18 protein-coding genes are annotated in these 22230 nt (G+C 39.5%); 10 read left to right on the top strand and 8 right to left on the bottom strand.

Annotated elements, in window-relative coordinates; translation table 11 throughout:
* The first annotated feature begins 103 nt into the window (after positions 1–103).
* Both A4S05_RS31270 and A4S05_RS31265 read left to right on the top strand, forming a co-directional pair.
* The gene (locus tag A4S05_RS31270) at positions 104–1201 is read left to right on the top strand and encodes an iron-containing redox enzyme family protein (RefSeq protein WP_069073681.1); all 1098 of its coding nucleotides are present in this window, start codon (positions 104–106) and stop codon (positions 1199–1201) included.
* 426 nt (positions 1202–1627) lie between these two features.
* Positions 1628–2323 carry a class I SAM-dependent methyltransferase gene (locus tag A4S05_RS31265; RefSeq protein ID WP_069073663.1) on the top strand — a complete coding sequence of 232 codons (696 nt, stop codon included), beginning with the start codon at positions 1628–1630 and terminating at the stop codon, positions 2321–2323.
* An 88-nt stretch (positions 2324–2411) separates the two neighbouring features.
* Here A4S05_RS31265 and A4S05_RS31260 read toward each other — a convergent pair whose 3' ends face one another.
* Positions 2412–3488 carry a glycerophosphodiester phosphodiesterase gene (locus A4S05_RS31260; RefSeq protein ID WP_069073662.1) on the bottom strand — a complete coding sequence of 359 codons (1077 nt, stop codon included), beginning with the start codon at positions 3486–3488 and terminating at the stop codon, positions 2412–2414.
* Between the two features lie 115 nt (positions 3489–3603).
* Between A4S05_RS31260 and A4S05_RS31255 the strand changes: the two genes are divergently transcribed.
* From A4S05_RS31255 to A4S05_RS31245, 3 genes are all read left to right on the top strand, one after another.
* Positions 3604–4617: a class I SAM-dependent methyltransferase gene (locus tag A4S05_RS31255; RefSeq protein ID WP_069073661.1), complete on the top strand. Its 1014-nt coding sequence runs from the start codon at positions 3604–3606 to the stop codon at positions 4615–4617.
* 156 nt (positions 4618–4773) lie between these two features.
* Complete coding sequence (ligA, locus tag A4S05_RS31250; protein ID WP_069073660.1) at positions 4774–6810, top strand: NAD-dependent DNA ligase LigA; 2037 nt, start codon at positions 4774–4776, stop codon at positions 6808–6810.
* Between the two features lie 518 nt (positions 6811–7328).
* Positions 7329–9476, top strand: coding sequence for a hypothetical protein (locus tag A4S05_RS31245; RefSeq protein WP_069073659.1), 2148 nt, complete (start codon positions 7329–7331; stop codon positions 9474–9476).
* Positions 9477–9879: 403 nt separating this feature from the next.
* Here the strand turns inward: A4S05_RS31245 and A4S05_RS31240 are convergent, their stop codons facing one another.
* Positions 9880–10656, bottom strand: coding sequence for a Uma2 family endonuclease (locus A4S05_RS31240; protein WP_069073658.1), 777 nt, complete (start codon positions 10654–10656; stop codon positions 9880–9882).
* A 117-nt stretch (positions 10657–10773) separates the two neighbouring features.
* Between A4S05_RS31240 and A4S05_RS31235 the strand changes: the two genes are divergently transcribed.
* Entirely contained in the window at positions 10774–12990 is a 2217-nt protein-coding gene (locus A4S05_RS31235; protein WP_069073657.1) for an FUSC family protein, read from the top strand.
* A gap of 163 nt (positions 12991–13153) precedes the next feature.
* Here A4S05_RS31235 and A4S05_RS31230 read toward each other — a convergent pair whose 3' ends face one another.
* Both A4S05_RS31230 and A4S05_RS31225 read right to left on the bottom strand, forming a co-directional pair.
* Complete coding sequence (locus tag A4S05_RS31230) at positions 13154–13816, bottom strand: response regulator (RefSeq protein WP_069073656.1); 663 nt, start codon at positions 13814–13816, stop codon at positions 13154–13156.
* Positions 13813–15081 (bottom strand): sensor histidine kinase, encoded by a 1269-nt coding sequence (locus A4S05_RS31225; RefSeq protein ID WP_069073655.1) that lies wholly within the window; start codon positions 15079–15081, stop codon positions 13813–13815. Before A4S05_RS31225 ends, A4S05_RS31230 begins: the two co-directional genes overlap by 4 nt.
* 395 nt (positions 15082–15476) lie before the next feature.
* On the opposite strand from A4S05_RS31225, the gene A4S05_RS31220 reads away from it, so the two are divergent.
* From A4S05_RS31220 to A4S05_RS31205, 3 genes are all read left to right on the top strand, one after another.
* Complete coding sequence (locus A4S05_RS31220) at positions 15477–15974, top strand: Spy/CpxP family protein refolding chaperone (protein WP_069073680.1); 498 nt, start codon at positions 15477–15479, stop codon at positions 15972–15974.
* A 463-nt stretch (positions 15975–16437) separates the two neighbouring features.
* Entirely contained in the window at positions 16438–16680 is a 243-nt protein-coding gene (gene sipA / locus A4S05_RS31210) for a regulatory protein SipA (RefSeq protein WP_069073653.1), read from the top strand.
* Positions 16681–16737: 57 nt separating this feature from the next.
* On the top strand, positions 16738–17295 hold the full coding sequence (locus A4S05_RS31205) for a peroxiredoxin (RefSeq protein WP_069073652.1): 558 nt from the start codon (positions 16738–16740) through the stop codon (positions 17293–17295).
* A 177-nt stretch (positions 17296–17472) separates the two neighbouring features.
* Here A4S05_RS31205 and A4S05_RS42220 read toward each other — a convergent pair whose 3' ends face one another.
* The 4 genes from A4S05_RS42220 to A4S05_RS31190 all read right to left on the bottom strand — a co-directional run bounded on the left by A4S05_RS42220 (position 17473) and on the right by A4S05_RS31190 (position 19635).
* A complete protein-coding gene (locus tag A4S05_RS42220) occupies positions 17473–17634 on the bottom strand; it encodes a hypothetical protein (RefSeq protein ID WP_176727163.1) in 162 nt (53 codons plus the stop codon).
* A gap of 141 nt (positions 17635–17775) precedes the next feature.
* Entirely contained in the window at positions 17776–18570 is a 795-nt protein-coding gene (gene modA / locus A4S05_RS31195) for a molybdate ABC transporter substrate-binding protein (protein ID WP_069073650.1), read from the bottom strand.
* A gap of 78 nt (positions 18571–18648) precedes the next feature.
* Positions 18649–18861 carry a hypothetical protein gene (locus A4S05_RS40820; RefSeq protein ID WP_141699855.1) on the bottom strand — a complete coding sequence of 71 codons (213 nt, stop codon included), beginning with the start codon at positions 18859–18861 and terminating at the stop codon, positions 18649–18651.
* Between the two features lie 96 nt (positions 18862–18957).
* Positions 18958–19635, bottom strand: coding sequence for a class I SAM-dependent methyltransferase (locus tag A4S05_RS31190; RefSeq protein WP_069073649.1), 678 nt, complete (start codon positions 19633–19635; stop codon positions 18958–18960).
* 931 nt (positions 19636–20566) lie between these two features.
* On the opposite strand from A4S05_RS31190, the gene A4S05_RS31185 reads away from it, so the two are divergent.
* Positions 20567–22159 (top strand): glycosyltransferase family 39 protein, encoded by a 1593-nt coding sequence (locus tag A4S05_RS31185; RefSeq protein ID WP_069073648.1) that lies wholly within the window; start codon positions 20567–20569, stop codon positions 22157–22159.
* Positions 22160–22230 lie beyond the last annotated feature (71 nt).

Here is a 22230-nt window from a genome sequence, read left to right as displayed (position 1 = left end):
TTCTTTATAACCAAGGAAAGAGGTACAGAAAGCTACTGGTGTGGAAACCTAGATATTAGAGGTGAAAGTAATTTATCACTTTTCCAAAGGTACCGAAGATTCCATGCAAAGCAATTTAGTTATATTTCCGAAAGCTGGGGCTGCGAAAAATAGCACGCAAACTGAAGAAAGAACAATTACCAAGTATGACCGTGCTGAGGAGCAATTTATAGAACTGCTGGCAATGGAGGATTTGGATCATAAACTGGATGTCAAGCCTTCAAGAGCCAGTGAGTTTGAACAGGCGCTCTCAACCGCAATTCGTGCTGCGTATGGAAACGATCGCTCTGATGAACAGGCTCACCGTTTTCTGCAACGGATACTTTATCGAATTAATCGCCTAAAGCTGTTCTGGTACGACGATTTGCACAATTATACCAACGAGCGATCGCTGTATTTGTACTCATGTCGTGACCAAATTGAAGCAGCTTGGCAAAACTGGGAACTCGCACAAATTGATGTGGCTGCACTGCGACAATTGGATGTAAAACAAGCTTTAATTGAGCGCACATCTGCCGATTTAGATCCGCTGATGTCGGAGAGTAGCCGCTATGTTCGTGAAGAAATGACTGAAGCTGGTTATCGTCACTTGCTAGCGATCGGCTCCTTTGATGGCTTGGTTGAAGCGAGTCATCTTTCCCGGATTTTGGGTGGTACTGCGAATGAAGTGCAGTGTACGCTGATGCGGGTACTTATAGAAGAATACGGCAATGGTCGTTTATCTCGCAAGCACTCGACATTTTTCGCCCAAATGCTGGCTGAATTTGGAATGAACACTAAACCAGAGGCATATTTTGATTTAGTACCTTGGGAAGTGTTGGCTTCTACCAATCATAACTTTCTGGTGACTGAGCGCAAACGCGATTTTCTGCGTTATGGCGGCGGGTTGACCTATTTTGAAGTTGCTGGCCCTGCGGTTTACAAGAATTATTTAGTTGCGGCGCAACGATTGGAACTCTCTGAAGTAGCGGTGGGTTATTGGGAACTGCACATCAGGGAAGATGAACGCCACGGTCGTTGGATGTTAGATGATGTGGCTTTGCCATTAGCAGAACGATATCCCAATGATGCGTGGGAACTGGTGCTTGGGTACGACCAACAGAAACTCATGAGCGATCGCGCCGCTGCTGCTGTTATACAATCAATACGCCAAGCAGAATAAGCCACTTTACTCTTGTGAGAAATCCCAACAATTAAAACTTCAAAATAGCAGGTTATTCTTAGCGTTTTAATTTGGCATTCCTAAGTCATTTTATAAGAAGAATTCAGAACTGAAAATCGGAGCCGGAGACACTCCGCCTCCGGTTATAAAACAGGTATTAATTCTGTACGAGTGGGTGACGAGTATTGCTTAAAAGCGAGTGGAATAGTGGGCAAAAAAATAAAATATTCTCGCCTTAAAACTCTATCCCTTTGTGGGTAGAGTATTCTGAAGTCTGAATTCTGACTCCTGTTCTATTGCTAATTCACCTGCAAATAAATTTCTTTAGCCTTCTTTGCTAAAGGGACAGTTTTTTATTGTCTTAATACAAGTTGATAAACAATTTCCTATTAGCTTGATTCTACCTTACGTCTGAATTTTAGTCAAATGAAAGATATCTTTTTTTGTCCTGAAGAATCTAATTTCTACTCAAACTGCTTAGAAAGCTTTGTTATTAGAAATTGTAAAAATTCCGAATCTATTGTTGAGTTTGGCTCAGGAGATGGCAGCCCTGTAATTAATTCCTTATTGAGAAATAAGTTTGATGGAATCATCCAGGGGTTTGAGTTAAATACTTCTGCATGGAAAGTTGCAAATTCAACCATTGATGAATACAATCTCACCAATAAATACATCATCCATAATTCATCTTTGTTTAATTCTTCTCAACCCCATGCCGATTACCTTGTAGCCAATCCACCATATTTACCCGCACCAGATAATGATATTTATATGCCACTCTTATTTGGAGGCATAGATGGAGCTACAATTACCAACGAGCTTTTATCATTAGGTTATGAAAATGTGTTGGTTTTAATAGCTAGCTTTTCTAATCCAATCAATACGTTGAACTTAGCCAAGCAAAATGGTTACTATGTTCAAAATTTCATGGTCTTACCTTTGCAGTTTGGCTACTATAGCTCTGATCCCAAGGTAAAGAACCACATAAAAGAACTCCAAAAAAACAAGATGGCATTTTATTCTGGCGATTATTATTTTTTAGCTGGCGTTTTATTTAAAAAAGGTCAGGAGTCTGTAATGGATTTATCTAATCAATTAGCTCAGGTGATGACTAGTTTGTAAAAATGCTAAATCTCAGATTCCCGACTTATTTAATCATTCGGGAATCTTATTGTGCATTACTGCAATTTTGATTTTATGCTCTCGAATTTCATGGAGAACCAAGTTTAGAGCGAAGCTTTTCGGTGACAGCAAAAGCCGTATCTGGGTAGTCAGTAAATACGCCATCAACACCTAAGCTGAAAAATAATTCATATTCCCCTTGGGGATTTCCTTGAAAGTCCAGGGGTAAAAAGCAGTCTTCATTGCGGAAAGTCCAGACATGAACCAGCAAACCAGCCGCATGAGCATCTGTGACTAAAGATGTAGGCGATTGCAATTTACCATTCCTGTCTCTCGGAACCAGTAAATTTTTATGAATCCCAACCGCTTGTGCATATTTAGCAATTTCCCTTAAACCTGATGCAGTGGCTAAATCTGCATAAGTGCGATGCCTACGGCGGGCTTCTCTACGAGAGGCTACGCCAACGCCTACGCAGCCACTAACCACAAAATCATAAGGTTTACCACTGTCATTTAGCAATTGCACCAGAGGTAAATCAGTCTTTGTAGATAAATCTTGCAAATTACTCACTTCAAAAGACTGAATGAAAACAGGTGCATTAGCGCCCTGATAACCGTTAGCTGTCAAAGTTGCAAGTAGGGGTGCTTCTAGGGCTAACCCAATAGATTGAAAGTAAGTTGGGTGCTTAGTTTCTGGGTAAATACCAATCTCCCGATTAATTTCGGCACTTTTAACCTTGACTAAATCGATGATTTCTTGGAGAGTGGGAATTTCTAAGAGTCCATCATAGGTGGTATTTTGCGATGCCTGCGGCGGGCTACGCCTACGCAGTTGTGGAATTCGCTCCTTAGCTCGTAGTGTTTTTATTTCTGCCAGGGTAAAGTCTTCAGTAAACCAGCCAGTTTTCGATTCGCCATCAATTATTTTAGTGGTTTGACGGTGAGCAAATTCTGCATGGTTAGCAACATCAGTGGTTTCAGAAATCTCATTTTCGTGACGAGCAATTAAAACACCGTCTTTGGTGGGAACTAAATCAAGTTCAATATAATCAGCGCCTAGTGCGATGCCTAATTCATAAGCAGCTAAAGTATGTTCTAGACGATAGCCGCTAGCACCTCGGTGTGCAATAATAATTGCAGGTGTATTTTGCAAAAATTTATTCATACTTTCCCCGCCTCAAAAAACTGCCATATTACGGAAAACATAAATCTAGCAGAGCATAAAAAGCATAGTAAACTCTAACTAAACACATTAAGAAATAGATCACTCAACGTTTATTATGTCTGAAAATCTTTCAAATAAATGTCCTGTTTGCAACCATGATAGTATCCATATTCGTTCATTATCTCAAAAAAATATTATCAGCGAATTAGAAGATTATTTTGCCGAAAAGCCTCCAGAAAAAATTGAAATCATAGACTATGAAATACAGCAATGTAAAAATTGCTCACTTGAATATGCTTTCCCTCTAGAAGCAGGTAGCCAGTCATTTTATCAATGGGTTACTACAAGAGTTGGTTATTATCCAGAATCTAGATGGGAATGGTTTGCGGTTATTGAGCAAATAAAAAAGCGAGAAAGACAAAACTCGATTTCTGTCTTAGATGTGGGCTGCGGAGGAGGTAATTTTCTTGAAATTGCCGCTAAAAAACTTTCAAATACTCGTATAGTTGGCTTGGATACAACTCTAGAATCTGTTGACCAATGTCAGAAAAGAGGATTTGAAGTTTATTGTGAAACAATTGAGAGTTTTTACAATAAATTTTCTAGTGAAAAGTTTAACTATGTCTTGTCTTTTCATTGCTTGGAACATATTAGCCAACCAAAGGAATTTATTGCATCAATGCTTTCTGTTCTGAAACCGATGGGTAGTATCTTGATTAGTACTCCTTATTCACCAATGTCAGTTGAATCAGATTGGTTTGATATATTAAATCATCCACCACATCATATACTACGTTTTAGTAAAAAATCTTACGAAGAACTAGCACGTCAATTAGGCTGTGAGATAAAATTTTATATGCCACCGGCAAATTCTGCGATCGCACGAGCAGCAAACAATTTTAGTTTATCTAAATTCGGCAAAAATCAAACAGTATCGAAGTTGAGACTACTCCAAGCAATAATCAAAGATCCTAGTCTATTTTGGAAAATCTTCTCTCGTCAATTAATGCGCGATCGCGTTAATGGAACTGTTGCCGCAGATATGGTTTTAGTAGAATTTAAGCTATCCTCAAAAAGTCAGAATGGGCTAAACCTTAGCTATCCGCTAACAGGAGTCAGAATGAGCTAAACGCCCCGCTATCGCTAACAGGAGTCACAATAGTTAAATTGATACATAAATGTACCAATCCTACTGTATTCCTTTTAAATTCTGACTCCTGGGTGCTGAATTCTTACTCAAAAAGTAGTATGTAAATTATTCCTAGGATATTTTGTAACAATTCTAATGACACAGATTAAGCCTGAAGTAAAGCGCACAGAAGAATTGCGCCAGTTATTGCAACAAGCCAGCTATGCTTATTACGTCTTAGATACTCCAATCATGGAGGATGCAGTCTATGACCAACTATATCGAGAATTACAACAACTGGAAATTCAATATCCAGAATTGACAGCACCCGATAGTCCGACTCAGCGCGTGGGTGAAAGACCAGCAACGCAGTTTACCTCGGTGCGGCATAATATCCCTTTGTATAGTCTGGAGAATGCATTCAATATCGATGAGTTGAAAGGGTGGGATCAGCGTTGGCGGCGACAATTACCAAAAATAGAATCAGTGGAATATGTCACTGAACTGAAAATTGATGGTTCTGCTTTGGCTCTTACCTACCAAAATGGCATTCTAGTTAGGGGGACAACTAGGGGTGATGGAGTGACGGGTGAAGATATCACCCAAAATGTGCGGACAATTCGCTCAATTCCCTTGCGTTTGAATTTTGAAGGGTTAGAAATTCTGGAAAGAGTGGAAGTGCGAGGCGAGGCGTTTCTGCCTTTAGAAGTATTTAAACAAATCAACGAGGAAAGACAAAAAGCAGGTGAGCAATTATTTGCCAATCCTCGCAATGCCGCAGCTGGTACACTCAGGCAATTAGACTCTCGCATTGTCGCTAAACGGCGGTTAGATTTCTTTGGCTACACCCTGCACATTCCTGGTAGAGATGACACCAGTATTGCCAATACCCAATGGGAAGCGTTGGAGTTGTTGGAAAAGATGGGTTTTCGAGTCAACCCTAACCACAAACTGTGTGCCTCGATCGCAGAAGTAGCAAAATATTATGAATATTGGGACACGGAACGGCTGAATTTACCCTACATGACTGATGGGGTAGTAGTGAAGCTGAATTCTTTTAAACTTCAAGAACAGCTAGGATTTACGCAGAAATTTCCCCGCTGGGCGATCGCTTTAAAGTACCCAGCCGAAGAAGCGCCTACCCGTGTAGAAAATATTGCTGTGAATGTTGGGAGAACGGGGGCGTTAACTCCATTAGCCGAGATGCGCCCTGTGCAACTAGCGGGGACAACAGTTTCCCGTGCAACTTTACATAATAGCGATCGCATTACTCAATTAGACATCCGCATTGGCGATACTGTCATTGTCCGCAAAGCTGGGGAAATCATTCCAGAAGTGGTGAGGGTAATTAAAGAACTGCGTCCTGCTGATACCGAACCCTTTGTTATGCCCACCCATTGCCCAGTCTGTGGTCAATTGGTGGTGCGAGAATCAGGTGAGGCGGTGACGCGGTGTGTCAATGCTTCCTGTGCAGCGATTCTCAAAGGTTCCATAGAACATTGGGTAAGTCGTGATGCCTTGGATATTAAAGGCATGGGGGAAAAATTGGTGTATCAACTCGTTGATAAAGGATTGGTGCATTCCGTTGCCGATTTATATGAGTTGACAGCAGAGAAGTTATCTGCATTAGAAAGGATGGGGAAAAAGTCGGCAGAGAAATTGATTGATGCGATCGCTCAATCAAAAAATCAACCTTGGTCAAGGGTATTATATGGTTTAGGCATTCGTCACGTTGGCAGTGTGAATGCTCAATTGTTGACTCAGAAGTATTTCACCGTAGACCAGTTAGCTACAGCCAAGCAATCAGACATTGAAGGCATTTACGGTATTGGTGCTGAAATTGCTCAATCTGTGTACCAGTGGTTTCGGATTGACGCTAATCAAAGGTTGATAGAACGCTTGCAAGCAGAAGAATTACAATTAACTGCCACAGAAGAAACAAAAACAGTTGGTGATGGTAATCAAAAGTTTGCGGGTAAAACTTTTGTAATTACGGGTACATTGCCAACCTTAAAGCGAGATGAAGCGAAGGCTTTGATTCAACAAGCTGGGGGAAAAGTAACTGATTCAGTGAGTAAGAAAACAGATTATTTGGTGCTAGGAGAAGATGCTGGCTCTAAATTAGAAAAAGCAATTTCCTTGGGGATTACGCAGTTAAGCGAGGCACAATTACTAGAGATACTTGAAGATTAAAATAAGGTAAACGCCTGGAAAAATATATATTTAGTGAACCAATCCAGGCGATTAACCCAGATTTATCAATCAGTCCGAAAGCATGACCGCTACAATTCGCATTATTTCGTTGACTGATAAAACCTACTAACTGAATCTTTTCGACTCTGATATCACATATAGGACTCATATTTGATTTCTGAAAAAACTCAGTACAACTAAGAAGCCTTCTTGACTGTAGCAAGATTGCCTATTGCCTGTCTACGCAAATTCGTTCAAAAATCAAAGCGGATTCCTATATTAATTACTACTTAAAACTTAACTAAATATAACTTTATAATATCTTTTGCGGAATTTTGATATGTTCTTGTGTATCAAACTTTATTGGCTTATATCGTGTTCCTCTAATATTAACTGTTATTGAGGGAAGTAAAACAACTTGTAGATTGATGACTTTCACTCTCGTTTAATTTAAAGCTGGGTGCAAGATATAAGCCAATATGAATAATTAACTCTTTGTATATTTACAGAAATTTGTCATGAAGAAAAAACAACAGGTTTTTAACGGTATTTTATTGTGGGTGGGACTGGCATTCCTGGGTTTAATGCTACAAAACTTCTACAACGTATTGCAATATATTTTCTTTCTTCGAGTACCTATAATTGTTGGCTTATTGCTATTGTTATTACCAACAATTTCAGTGAATACTGGTTTATCAGCGATGCTGAAAAACTTGTTTATACTTCGTGCTAATAATCAATTGGTTTTAGTGATTGGAGGTGCAGTTTTAGCAGGACTAGCTACGATAGAAGTTTTCGATATCATTTTGTATAATTCCCATCTTCGTTTTGATGTACCTCAGCACCAAGGAATTCCAGAATTTCTCCAATATTTAATCGCTATTATCTTAAGTCTTCCGATTGCCATAAAGGCAACTCAGCTTTCCAAGAAAGAAATAAAAGAAGGAGATCATGGCTGGGAAGGCTGGGGAATTATATTTGGCGTTGTTGCAGGAGCTTTCCTGATAATAACCACTCACTTTGCCAAGATATTTTTTAAATCCAATCAAATTTTAGAACAGGTATTGTTGAAAATAATTTCTTTTTTACCAGGAAGAATACAAAGAGGTTATATCGATGAAAGTGGTGATCTATCTTATGGGATTGCTGAGATAGTAGTATTTTCTATCTTTCTCTTAATTCTTTATGGGTTAGGTTATTTTATTTTTAAACCTCGCCCAATTAATAATAGATTTGAAGTTCCTGCTCTTTTCTATATTACTCTAATTTTATCAATCATGGTAGTGTGGATAGGAGGAATTTCTTTTTTTAATGATGTATCTCGCGTTCCCACATTACTATTATTTTTAGTTATTTCATCTGCTTCTTATACTATTTTTAAAGTAGACCATTTTTACAAAATGTTCTTAAGCAATAGCTGGTTAAAACCGACAGAAGAAAAGTGGATTAATGTTATCTCTCAACGACTGAATAATCAACAAAGTGAAGATAAAACTTTAGTGGTGGTTTGTGCAAGTGGTGGAGGTATTCAAGCATCTGGATGGACAACTAAAGTTTTGACTGGTTTACAAGAAGAACTTGGATCGGAATTTACCAAAGCTATTGGTTGGATAAGCTCGGTTTCTGGTGGTTCTGTCGGAACAATGTTTTATTTGGATAGATTTGGAGAGCAAGGTTATCCAGAAGACAATCAATTAAAACAGATTTTTAAAAGTGCTACAGAAGATAGTTTAGACGCTACAGGTTGGGGATTAGCTTATCCAGATTTACTTCGTTTCATTGGTTTACCTTTTGTTGTACCAAAAGCGCAAGAGCATAGTACTGCAACTGAGCAAGACCGTGGTACAGCTATCGAAATAGATTGGAAAGGGGAAATGAAAAATCCCAATGCAACTTTAGGTAGTTGGAGCGATAAAATAGACCAAGGAATTATTCCTATTCCTATTTTTAATGCGACTTTAGTTGAAGATGGACGGCGTTTTCTAGTTAGTCCAATGACTTTTAGTAAGCACGAGGATTGCAAGTCTATAGACTTTAATACTCTCTATCCAGAATATGATATTGATGTGACAACAGCCGCTAGATTATCTGCTACTTTCCCTTATATATCTCCTGTGTGTCGTCCTAGTCAAGAAACTAAATGGAATTATCATATAGGTGATGGTGGTTATTTCGACAATTTTGGTATTGGTACTAGCGTAGACCTACTTGATAATCTACTAGAATCTGAGCGATGTAACCAAATAAAAAAGGTTATTTTAATCCAAATAAATGCTTTTCCTGATAATGAAAATGTCAAAGAAGAAAAAGGCGCTCCCGGATGGCAGATGGAAGTCATTGGTTCATTGCTTGCTTTATTAAATGTTCGTAGTTCTACACAAAATGAAGGTAACGCGTTAAATATCAAACTCCTGACAGACAAGTATAAATGTGGCTACAAGGATGATGAGCAGGAAAAATTGCAGCAATTTTTGAAAGACAAATCTTGTCAGAAAGGAGTAGAAATTATGCATATTCCCATTAAATTCCCTAGTGATACAACTAATCCTCCACTTTCTTGGCAGTTAACCCAAGAACAAAAAAAAGATATTCAAAATGCATGGGAAGACTGGAAAGAAACTAACTCGGATGTTATCGTTAAACTCAAAAACATATTCTCAGATTGATGAATATCTAGTCAGAAATGATTTAGGATTTCTGTGACAATCCTAATATCCCCGACTTCTCAAACAAGTCGGGGAATATCATGTTAATCAAGCTGGATAAAAAATGCTCGTAGTAATATAAGGACTTTAGTCCTGGCTTTGGGGACTGAAGTCCCCACTACAAGCAGTTTATTATGGGTGATTTGACAGACATCACATAATTCATGATTGCTATAGCAAACTATAGGAATCCGCTTTGATTTCTGAACGAATTTGCGTAGACAGGCAATAGGCAACAGGCAACAGGCAACAGGCAACAGGAAAGAAGGCTTCTTAGTTGTACTGAGTTTTTTCAGAAATCAAATATGAGTCCTATAGTTTATTTTGCACAATTTGATGATTCTCTTAGAGGCATGAATTGCCTCTAAGAGAACGGGGGTAAGTTATTCGGGTCAATACCTTGAGATTGCAAATAAGCAATCAGTTGTTCTTTTTGTTGACGTTCTTGTTCAGCGCGTTGACGTTCTTGTTCAGCACGTTGACGTTCTTGTTCAATCTGTTCTACAGCCCACGGTAACAAATTACCATCTCGATCCCACCAGCGTAACCAATAGCCAGTTCGTCCTTCTTTTGTTCCTTGCCAAGTTCCTAAAAATAAGCCCATTACATCAATCCAATGACGACCATTTTCGTCGGGTTGCTTTAACTCATAGCGCTTATTTTCCAGTTGATAATATTCTAATAAACCGCCATAAGGTTCAAAAATTATGTAGATGGGAATCTGTAAAATTTGCTCGTAGAAAAACCATTTTCCTGGTGGATAGGTTCGCTTTACCGAATATTCTCCACCCTCAGTATCAGATAGAAATTCGATAGCGATCGCAGGGATATCTCCTTCTAAGTTGGGTGTATAACTTTTGCGATTACCCACAACTTCATTAACCAACGGCACATAAACCCAGTCTGGTGCTTTGGCAATAAATTGCCCGTTGACTGTCGCACAAAGACCAAAGTTTGAAGCTATCAACATCTGCGGTTGGATGAATCCACTGATTTCTAGGCTTTCACGCGAAGCACCAGCCAAAAGTGGCTGACCGGTATTCTCCACTGGTTCATCCTCTAGTTGAAAATCTTTGGGTAAGGCTTCCCAAGTGATTACCAGTTCTGTTGGTGATTTGGCTTGGCTTAGTTGGGTTGCCATAAATACAGCATGAATTTATTTTCGATCTTCACGTATCTACTATAAATTAAAATAAATCTGAATATATCAAAATATTAAGAAAATCCAGATAAAAATTTTGTTTTGTTAACAAAAACAATGCAGTTGAATCGAAGTAATTTACTCAAGATTCTGATCCAGTCAGAGCCAGGAAAGCCAGCAATATCTAACGGCTTACGAGCTGCTTTAGCGTTAGGGGTTCCCATGCTAATTGGGCAACTCATCAACCAAAGGGAAAGCGGATTATTTGTCGGTTTAATGGCTTATTTTGTCAACTTTGCGAATGTTGGTGGCCCTTACCAGATCAAAGCTAAGGCGATGGCGGCGGCTACTTTGGGAATGGCTGTTTCAGTATTTGTGGGTACTCTAGTCGCTAGAGTTCCAGCGCTAGCTGTGGTGCTGACATTTCTCTGGGGACTTGCTTCCGGTTTTGCGTCCCTGTACGGTAATGCTGGTGCAAATGTCGGACTGGTGCTAGGGATATCATTTGTTACCACGATCGCACAATCAGGAAACTTGGAAACTGCACTCATGCGATCGCTGCTATGTCTAATTGCAGGTGGATGGGCGATGCTACTTTCTTTGGTAATGTGGCCCTTTAGACCTTATGATCCACTACGGTTAGCTTTGGCTAATTCCTTAAATGCTTTAGCTAGTTACATTCAGGCTTTTGTAGGTAAAGTAGCAACATCTGAAAAGATTCTCGAAATTAGACAGGCATTAGAGACAGCACGGACTACTTTAGGTACTGTCAGAATTGGACAGCCAGCGCGGAGTTGGATGGATGAGCAATTGTTAGTGCTAATTCAGGATGGCGATCGCTTACTTGGCTCAGTTATCGCTTTAACCGAATTACTCGAAACTCACTTCCAACAACATCAATATCAAGCAGTCCAGCAATTAGTAGACGATGCACTCGAACAAATATCAGTCATTCTTCAAGCCATAGCGAAAGTCATCTCTGGCAAATCTGCCAGCATCGATCTCGGAAATCTCAAGCGTATCTGTGAGGCACTAAAGGAACAAGAAAGTCTGCAAAGAAAAGCAATTGCTGGGAGTGAGACAGACTACACAACTCTCGTTGCTTTCACTAACCTAGTGCTGATGATCGAAAAGCTGATCAAGCAATTGCAATACACGGCTCAGACAGCTAAATCTCTGGTAGATCACAGCAAAAAGAATCGCCGAGATGTAGATAGACTTCTGTTAGTTGAAGACGAACAGCGATCGCTCTTAAGTTTACTCCAAGAAAACTTCACCTTCGACTCAGCAATCTTTCGCCATGCTCTCCGCATAGCTGTGAGTCTAACTGTAGGCGTAATTCTATACAGCATTACCAATTTACCAATGGGGTATTGGGTAACACTGACAATCATGCTAGTCCTCAAACCGAACTTGGGTGCAACTTTTCAGCGGTTTTTCCAGCGAGTTGGCGGGACAATCTTGGGAGCTGTATTAGCCGCTGTTATCGTTGCAACTATCACCAGTAAGCCTGTATTGGACATCATCATTTTGCTGACAGTCTTTTTTGGCATTTCCCTAATCACTGTCAACTATGCCTATTCAGTGGTTTTTTTGTCAATATTTGTCTTACTAATTATTGACATTGGTCATCCCATTGGTTGGGAATTTGCTGGTTTTCGCGTATTGAATACATTAATTGGGGCGGGACTAGCTTTTGCGAGTCATTATTTTATATTGCCAAATCGAGAACGCGATCGCTTACCCAGTCAACTCGCCACTGCACTACGAGAATGTCACAACTACTTTCGGGATGTGATGGCTGTTTATCAGGGGACAAAAGAGCCTGACTCTACAATTATCAGTCAACGGCGACAAACTGGACTGGCAATCGGCAATGCTCAAGCCTCCTTCCAAGGATTGCTACGCGAACCCCAAATGCACAAAGAATTAGTAGAACCAGTAATGACACTGCTGGTGTACATGGGGCGTTTTACTAACGCTGTGACAGTTTTGGCAGTACATCTCGAACATTTTCGAGGAACAGTGCCACTCCCAGAATTAGAAACCTTTGTCCGCCAAATTTCGCTACTGTTAGAGCAGTTAGCTGATTCAGTACAGCAGGAAATTACCCCACCGCCTTTACCTGACTTAGAAGCAACGCTGCGAAAAATCCAACCGCACCTGCAAGCACTGCGTACAGCCCGGATACAAGAGCTAGATGTCAATCAAGGACATACACCTATCCGTCAGGCAGTCATTGATTACAGCATATTAGATTTAGAGATTGACCAGATTGTTCGGCGGTTGACTGCTATGCACTCAGCGATGGTACGGTTAAACTCAATTAATTGAAGGAGGCAGGAGGCAGAAGGCAGGAGGCAGGAGGCAGGAGGCAGGAGGCAGAAGGCAGGAGGCAGGAGGCTATATCTGTAAAATTAAGCAAGAGCGATTGACTAATGACTAATAACTAAATCGGCGGGCGGTATAAGTAGCTTGGTAAAGAATTACGAATTATTTAACTTGGCTCATTTAAATAGGATAAATAGGTATTTGCCCAAATTGCAGCTTGAGTGCGATCGCGCAAATTTAACCTGTTTAAAATATTCGTAACATGATTTTTTACCGTACCCTCAGAAATGTAGAGTTCCTGAGCAATTTCTCGGTTACTAGCACCTGTAGCAATTAGTCGCAAAACCTCTTTTTCTCTAGGGGTAAGTTCAGTTAAACTAGATGGTACTGGCGGTGACTGCGTTAGTGTACCATTAGAAAACTGAGTCAACAGCTTTTTAACTATACCTGGGCCTAATTGAGTATATCCTTTGTGAACTGCACGAATCGCAACAGCTAATTCTTCAGAGGGTGTATCTTTCAATAAATAACCCATTGCCCCATTTTGCAATGCAGCTGATACATATTCATCATCATCAAAAGTCGTCAGTACTAAAATCTTAGTTTTGACAAAACGTTTTTGAATCTCTCGCGTGGCTGCAACTCCATCCATAATCGGCATTCTGATATCCAGTAATATTACATCTGGCTGAAATTCTGCAACCAAATTAATCGCCTGTTCACCATTTTCTGCTTCTCCTACTATCTCTAAATCTGGTTCTAGTTCCAATAAAGCTCTTAATCCTTGACGAATTAAACTTTGGTCATCTACCAGCAACACTTTAATCATAATGTCAACCTCGTTAAGGGAATATCAACTGTAATTTTGCAACCAGAACCAAGAGCGCTATTAATATTAAACTCACCTCCAATTGCTAAAGTGCGATCGCGCATACTATGAAGCCCAAAACCAGTAGTATTTTGCCTGACATCAAAACCTCTACCATTATCCTCAATTGTCAATCGTAAATTGCCTCTTGTCGTAGTGAGTTCCAATTTAACCTCAGTCGCATAAGCATATTTAGATATATTTGTAAAAGATTCTTGAGTAATCCGATAAATAGCGGTATTGATTTCAGGCGGTAGAGAATATTCAATATTTATTTGATAAATTGGTAAAATGCCATTAGAGCGATGAAAATTTTCTGAAAGACTAGCGATTGCACGCTCTAAAGACTGTTCCTGTAAAGGATTAGAACGCATAGTAGAAACAGATTGACGGACATCATTTAGCGCTTTTGAGCCTAATTCCTTCGCTGTTGCTAGAAATGTTTCAGCCTTCCCTGGGTTAGATTGCCACAATTTTAAAGCAGTTTCTAATTGTAGATTTAAAGCAGTCAGAGAATGTCCTAATGAATCATGAATTTCACGAGCAATACGGTTACGTTCTTCTAAGGTAGCTTGATTTTCAATTCGTAGGGCATATTGACGGAGTTTTTCGTTAGCGATCGCTAGCTTTTCTCGACTGTGCCGTTCAGATAACACTGCATTCATCATCAACAACACAAAAACTAAACTCAAGCCAAATACCAGCGACCAATTCAAGCTCAGAAATCGAAAGCGTTCTTGCGCCTGTGGTGATGCTTGAAAATTGAATAGCTGATATTTTAGTTGTGTAGTAACTAGGAATAATGTAAATGATAAAGCTGTAACGATTAAACGCCCAGGCAGTTGAAAAATTAGACAACTACGAGTAACTAAAATTATGTAGAGAAAGGGAAAAAGGCGTGCAAATCTCTCGCCAAAAAGCCCTATCATTAAAATCAATAAAATTTCAACTACTGTGTAAATTATCTTAGCTGTCTGGCTATTTCTGGGTAATTTTAAGCCCATTAATGCAAAAGCAATCAAACTATAAATTGACAGTTCTGGCAATATGCCACAAACAGACAAGTCTGGAAATACACCACAAATTGATAGTTCTTGAAGTCTAGGACGAGAACGCCGTAATGGAGGTGGTATAACTGCTATCAAAGCAGTAATCGCCAATAGTGTCCACTCTAGATAAAGCAGAGATGGAAAAGGGTGTTTTTTAATTTGAATCGGAGGACTCATCAATCGCGTTGCTCCAGTTATAAGTTAGGAGTTATAAGTTAGGAGTTAGGAGTTATAAGTTATAAGTTATAAGTTAGGAGTTCTGAAGAGTTGAGCAGCATTGGAACCAACTTTAGCTTTTCGCAGAATGAGTAATTAAGAGTAATTGCCAGATGAAACCCATTAATTAATAAGCTAAATAATGACTTAATAAATTGATCATAATCAAAATCTTCATTATTTCTAACTCCTAATTCCTAACTCCTAACTCCTAACTATTTATTGTCAATCATCTTTGTCAAAATTCAATCATGACTAAAGTCACGGGTAGATCCATGACTTTCTCCTCATGTAACTACTGAAGATAAATTCTTATGATGGTGGCATCCAACCAGGAAAAACCCACAAGAAAAGTAATGAAACTCAAAGCATTATCGCTAGTAGCTGGAGCGATCGCTCTAACTTTAACTGCAACCTCATTTGCTGTTAACGCCCAAACAGCCTCTCCTTTATCCCTGCAACTCGCACAAACTCCACAAAAACAAAAGGGCCCTTGGAAAGAATTGGGTCTAACAGATGCCCAAAAAACCCAAATCCAGGCAATTCGCCGCGATAGCCGCGCCAAATTTGAAGCAGTTTTGACCCCAGAACAAAAGGCAAAATTAGAGGCGGCGAAACAAGCGCGTCAGGCTCAACGCCAAGCAGGTCAAGGTCAACGCCAACCCGGCCAACGTCGAGGAAAGGGTGGTTTTGCTGAATTAAATCTGACTGAAGCACAGAAAACCCAAATGCGACAAATCCGCGAGTCTGAAAAACAACAGATTCAAGCAGTCTTCACCCCAGAACAGCGCCAAAAACTAGAGCAATTCCGTCAAAACGCTCCTTCCCGCCGTCAACAAGGCAATCCCCAATAATCATCTTTCAAAAATAGTTAATAATTCTGGGGTGGGCAGTGCAGTCCATCTCATACCAAACAAAAATTTACCTGGGATAGACTCTGGCAAGCATACTAACGAAGTTGTCACTCTCCCAGGCACTTGGAAACCAAAATTACTTTGGCACTTGCCCTTGACTGATGTCCAGGTATTGTTTTCCATAGTTAAAAATTATTAAAAGACTTCTTGCAGAAGATGGGAAAGGGGATGAAGTTTTTCTCCTTTCCCTTTCCCTATTTATTCCCCTGACGTTTCACGTCATCTGGAAAACCTAACCCCCCATGCCCAATTTAGCTAAACCAGCAAGAAGCCTCTCACTTACCGCGAAGTGGAAGTAATGAGATGAATTACGCGTGAGTTGACGACAGTCCTCCGACTAATTGTCACTAGACTTTCAAGATAGTTTTGAGTTATGAGTTAATTCAAAACTAGCTTGATTAAAATGTCTAAAGAATTCGCAATTGGTAGTAAAGTCCGTGTTGTGGCACTACCAGCCTACGTCAAAACTGCTGAACCGATGCCCATGCTGCGCCCACCTAATGTAATTCACATTGGCGAAGAGGGTATAGTCATTGACCGCAGACCGGGTGGATATTGGGGTATTCGCTTTACTAGGGGAGCCTTTCTTCTAGATAGTCAATACATCGAAAGCACAGATAGCCCTCCCGAATCTCACTTAGAATAAGATTTCTCGCAACCAACAATTGTAAACTTGTGTAAAGTTGTGATTTTGGTTTGCACCATGATTTCCCGCCGCACTTTTTTAAGCATATTATTTGCCAGCTGTATTTCTCTCATCAGCTGGCTGAATTTTACCCCTGCTGCTGATGCTATGGGTGGTAAACTTCCGGCAATTAATCAACCTGCACCAGAGTTTACTTTGCCAACTAATACAGGTGATGGCAAAATATCCCTCTCTGATTTACGCGGTAAGTGGCTAGTCCTGTACTTTTATCCTAAAGACTTCACCTCTGGTTGTACTATAGAGGCTCGTCGTTTTCAGCAAGACTTACCCCAATACCTCGAAAAAAATACCCAAATTATTGGTGTAAGTGCTGATGACATTGATTCTCACGCCCAATTTTGTGATTCAGAGGGACTAAAATTTCCCCTGTTGGCTGACACTGATGGTTCAGTGAGTAAAGCTTACGGTTCGTGGCTTGGCTTTTTATCTATGCGCCACAGTTTTATCATCGATCCTCAAGGTGTCTTGCGCGAGACTTTTGTCAAAGTCAACCCAACCATTCACAGTTCAGAAGTGCTGGCACGACTAGAAAAATTACAATCCGCAGCTTCTTAGACCTAAATTAACAAGACTTGGGACTGAAGCCCGAATCGGTACTAAGTTAAGATGTAGTCCTCCTAGCTGCCGCCTCCAGTGGTTTAACCAGAGGCAAAGCCTCTCAGAATTCCCAGCCTGGAGGCTGGGAACGAGGCCATAAAAGCTTTTGGGCTTTTCTTAGTATGGCTGCCAAATTTAAAGCGTCAATCTAAAGCCCCCGAATGTCGCATCTACAATGCTATTACCGAGAAGTTTAACTTCAAGTCCTCCCATAACTGCGGTTATATCTGCCTCAGATAGTTCCCATTGTTCAACTTGATTTTTAGGTTGCAAGTTAGTAATTTTAATCCTAGACATACTTTTTCCCTGATATTTTTGAAAGTCTAGGAAAATTTTCGTCTGATTACTTGCCAATCTCATCAACCAAAAGTTATAAAGCTTAGTGTTTACAAGCCTTTTAAACAGACATTAATCTCATTAATCTCATTTTTTATTCCTTTAACGCACAATAAACCCATATTTTTTGAGTACATTTTTAGCTGGATTATCAGATAGAAACTGGACAAATTCCTTGGCGGCAGAAGCATTTTTGCTACTTTTAATTATTGCTACCGGATAGACAATTGGTGAGTGAAACTTATCATCCGCAGCGACTACTACTTTTACCTTGTTGGAAATTCTGGCATCAGTAGCATAAACTAAACCCGCTTCGGCGTTACCACTTTCTACAGCTGCTAAAACTTGACGCACATTGTTAGCAAAGACCAATTTTGACTTAACCTGATCGTAAAGGTTCAATTTCTTTAAGACTTGCTCCCCATATTGACCGGCGGGCACACTTCTAGGTTCACCGATCGCAATTTTTCTAATCTTACTATCTGTTAAATTGTAGAAGCTACTAATGCCAACAACATCCTGAGCCACAATCAAGACTAGACGGTTATTTGCCAGGTTAGTACGGCTACCTGGTAACAACAGTCCTTTTTTTTCCAAAGCATCCACTTGTTTTTTAGCAGCAGAAATAAAGATATCCGCTGGTGCACCTTGCTCAATCTGTTGCTGCAAAGCACCAGAAGCCCCAAAGTTATAAGTAATATTGATATTTGATTTACTTTGTTGGTACAAAGGCTTAATTTCTTCTAGTGCATCTTTTAAACTGGCGGCTGCGGACACAAGTATGCTGGTGTTCGACTGTGCTATTACAGGAGAAGGAGTAACTAATGGTAAACCAATTGCTAGCAGCAAGCCAGCAACCGCTACACCCAAAAAGCCAAAAATTTGTCTTCTTTTCATGAAAAAGGCGTTTAAGAGGTTTCTTTCATAAAATTGATGCTAGGTAAAATAGTACCAAAAATACCAACTTTTAACCAACTATATCGGTAAATTTATATCTAGAAAACAACAAGGGTGAATCACATTCCAAATCTCAGAATAGGTAAACCGGGCTACGAAATCTTGTCGTAGCACTCTGTAGCTTATGAAAGCGCTGGTACTGCTTCCAACTTCTCGGCTTTGTTCTTCCAGATAGTTGGTAATTCGCTGTTGAACTTTGAATGGATCATCGTGCAAAGGACGCGATCGCATCTGAACATAATTGCACTGTAAAACGATAAACTTACCGTAGTATTGAATTATCGTATTTTAAACTACTGGATTTTCCTGCCTCCTGCCTTTTCAAGATTACTGTCGTTCAAAGATAAATATAATTGAGGCTGGTTTTTTGCTTATGGGGTGAGACGGCTCCAGTAACTTTAGTAATTGGTAGTTCCTGAGATGGAACTCAGCAATCCATGATTCAACCGTTCTGAAGTACCAGGGCGCAGGATGACATGACCCATCTCCGACTCCTGTCCAGGAAGTTTCGCGCCACCCACTTTTATATGGGGAATCACCACAAACAAGATGAGGATGAAGTGTTTGAATAATTATTTTGCCCTTAGACTCCAACATACTCTGACCCGCCTCAGCGATCTCACCAAGAGCACGTTCCCCAAGAATGGAAAAGTTGCAGATGAAGCAGGAGAACTGATTAATACTGCCAAATCTCTGTGACGGAAGATCCGAATACGAAGATACAACAAAGCGGATATCGCCCATACACCGTGCTGATTCGATTAGATTGCTAATGGCATCAACTCCCCAGCCATTAAACCCGCGATCCCAGAGTTCACGGCATAACCACCCTTCACCACACCCGATATCCAAGAACGTTCTCGGTTCAAAATCAACTACAGCTTCTACAATCGCTCTATCTGTGACAAGAACACGGCTCTCAAGAAGCTTGTCACGAACTATACGTGTCCACGGTTTGGCATTCACTACCCATGAATGAAGAATTCGTTGTTCGTTCTGATCCATAAATTGAACTAATCAATTGCTACGTCAAGAAAGAAATTCTTGAATAGGGTACTGGGATTGGGAAAATTTGAAGGGGATTCAGATCCCAACCGAATCTTACTGGTATTTTCTTCCCCAGTCCCCATCCCTAGTCCCCAGTACCCAGTCCCCAGTACCCAGTACCCAGTCCCGGATAACTCATTACTCACCTTCAAATGCGGAAATTGGGGAATCTTCGCTACTTACATGCGTACTTACAGTACTTTCATATAAACTTTATGAAATATTTTTATTTTCAACACAAGTATTTTATGTCTTGATTAATTTATACTATAGGATGAAAAATAAACAATTGCATGTATTATGGGATTGTTTTGCTAAAAGGTGCAAAATCCTTCTAACTGAATTCTGTAGACATAGTAAGAGGTTTACTTTTAGCATTACCAACAAGCTATGAAAAATTGATGAATAACCTATTATAAATTATGGATAGAAGTTGTTTTATTTAGTGATTTCAGTTTATACATTAGGTAATATTAATTTGTAATTTATGAGTTAATCTCAAACTGAGTTGGCGGTTGAATGGCATAAGAGGTTGTTTGAAAAGTAGTATGTTGTGATTTTAATCGAACTATTACCCCCCTTAGTCCCCCCTTATAAAGGGGGGAAACAATAAAATCCAGTTCCCTCACGCCACATGCTTCAAGTCGGCGAAGCCGCCCAACGCAGTGGCTCCCCTTTATAAGGGGAGGGCTAGGGTGGGGTAAAAAAATTTTATACATCAATCATGACTTTTCAAACATCCTCTAAGAATAAAATACTTTTAGCCCTTGTAATACTTCTGATAGTAGCATTGGAACTAAAATGCATGTATTTAATAATCAATCGAATCTAGCGATAACAATAACATTTTTGCCACGTTTACTAAGGCTTTGAGGAAATTGAAAAATACATGAAAAAGCAATCGTCACAGAACTGGAAGATTCCTAAATCTTGGTTACGTTTTATAGTCATAATCCTAGTAGTAATAGGTGTATTTTTTCGATTTGTTAATATTGATCAAAAACTTTATTGGGGTGATGAGGTTTTCTCCTCATTACGCACATCTGGCTATATGCAGTCAGAAATGAAGGAGCAATTAAATAATGGTCGTTTACTTACCATAGAAGATTTACATAAATACCAGTATCCTAATTCTGAAAAAAACGCCATTGATACAATCAAAGGTATTATGTTAGAAGACTCTCAGATTTTGCCGCTATACATTTTGATGACCCGATTTTGGGTAGAATGGTTTGGCAATTCTGTAGCAGTGATGAGAAGTTTTTCGGTATTTACTAGTCTGCTGACTTTTCCTTGTCTTTATTGGCTATGTTTAGAATTATTTGAGTCTTCACTAGTAGGGTGGGTAGCTATCGGATTAGTAGCCGTTTCACCTATTCATATCGTATATGCACAAGAAACACGATCATATACTTTATTGATAGTAATCATCTTATTATCAAGTGCAGCACTACTGCGAGCGATGCGCCTTAAAACAAAGGTTAGTTGGTGCATTTATGCAGCAATATTACCAGTAGGGTTTTATACTCATCTATTTTTTACCTTGGTTGCTTTTGCACAGGGAATTTATGTAGTTACAATCGAACGTTTCCGATTGAGTAAAACTTTGATGTATTACCTGCTATCATCGCTTGCAGGCTTCATAACTTTTGTACCTTGGATTTGGATTATTATTAACAACCCTCAGGTAGAAGCAGTAGCTTGGACGAATACTAAACAAACATTATTTGCTTCATCTGCAAGGTGGGCTGGTATCTTTAGTCGCACGTTTATTGATTTAGGTATTAGCCCTAGCGATCCAGGAAAACTTAAGCTCGTCTTAATTCCTTTTATTTTAATTATTTTAGCTCTAATAAGCTACTCAATTTATTTTCTCTGTCGAAGAACCTCTAAAGAAGTTTGGTTATTTGTCTTAACTTTGATTGGAGCAGTAGCGCTTCCCCTATTTATAACGGATTTCGTCTTTCAAAAGCGATACGCTACTAGTAGATATACACTTCCTTCAGTTTTAGGTATACAGTTAGCTGTTGCTTACCTATTTACCACTAAGATCACGTCTATTTATACTAAAGCTTGGCAAAAAAAGCTCTGGTCATTTGTAGCATTTATGGTAATTATAGGCGGAATTATATCTTGTACAATCCACTCTCAATCTAAGATTTGGTGGAACCAATTTCCGGAAAAATATCAAGAATATCCTAAAATTGCTAACATTGCTAATCAAGCTAATAAACCGCTTTTAATTAGTGATGATAATAACTTAGTTCCACCAATACAAATACTTAGTTATTTAGTTGATCCAAAGGTGCGATTTCAAATCGTAGGAAAAAATCAGTTACCAGAGATTACTAATGGCTTTAGTGACATATTTTTGTTCTTGTACGAGCCGTCTGACTTCTTGAAGGCTGGAGTTGAAAAAGTTTATAACTCAAAGTTACAGCAGGTAAACGACTATCTCTGGAAAATAACAAAACCTAACTAAAATAAGGATACGGGCACATCTACCCGCATTTCTCACTCTTCTCAAGGCGTTTGATGGAGCAGAAGAGAAGT

Source organism: Nostoc sp. KVJ20, from assembly GCF_001712795.1.
Classification (GTDB): domain Bacteria; phylum Cyanobacteriota; class Cyanobacteriia; order Cyanobacteriales; family Nostocaceae; genus Nostoc.
The sequence above is the reverse complement of the archived record's forward strand: the minus strand, read 5'-3'. Positions and strand labels throughout refer to the sequence as shown.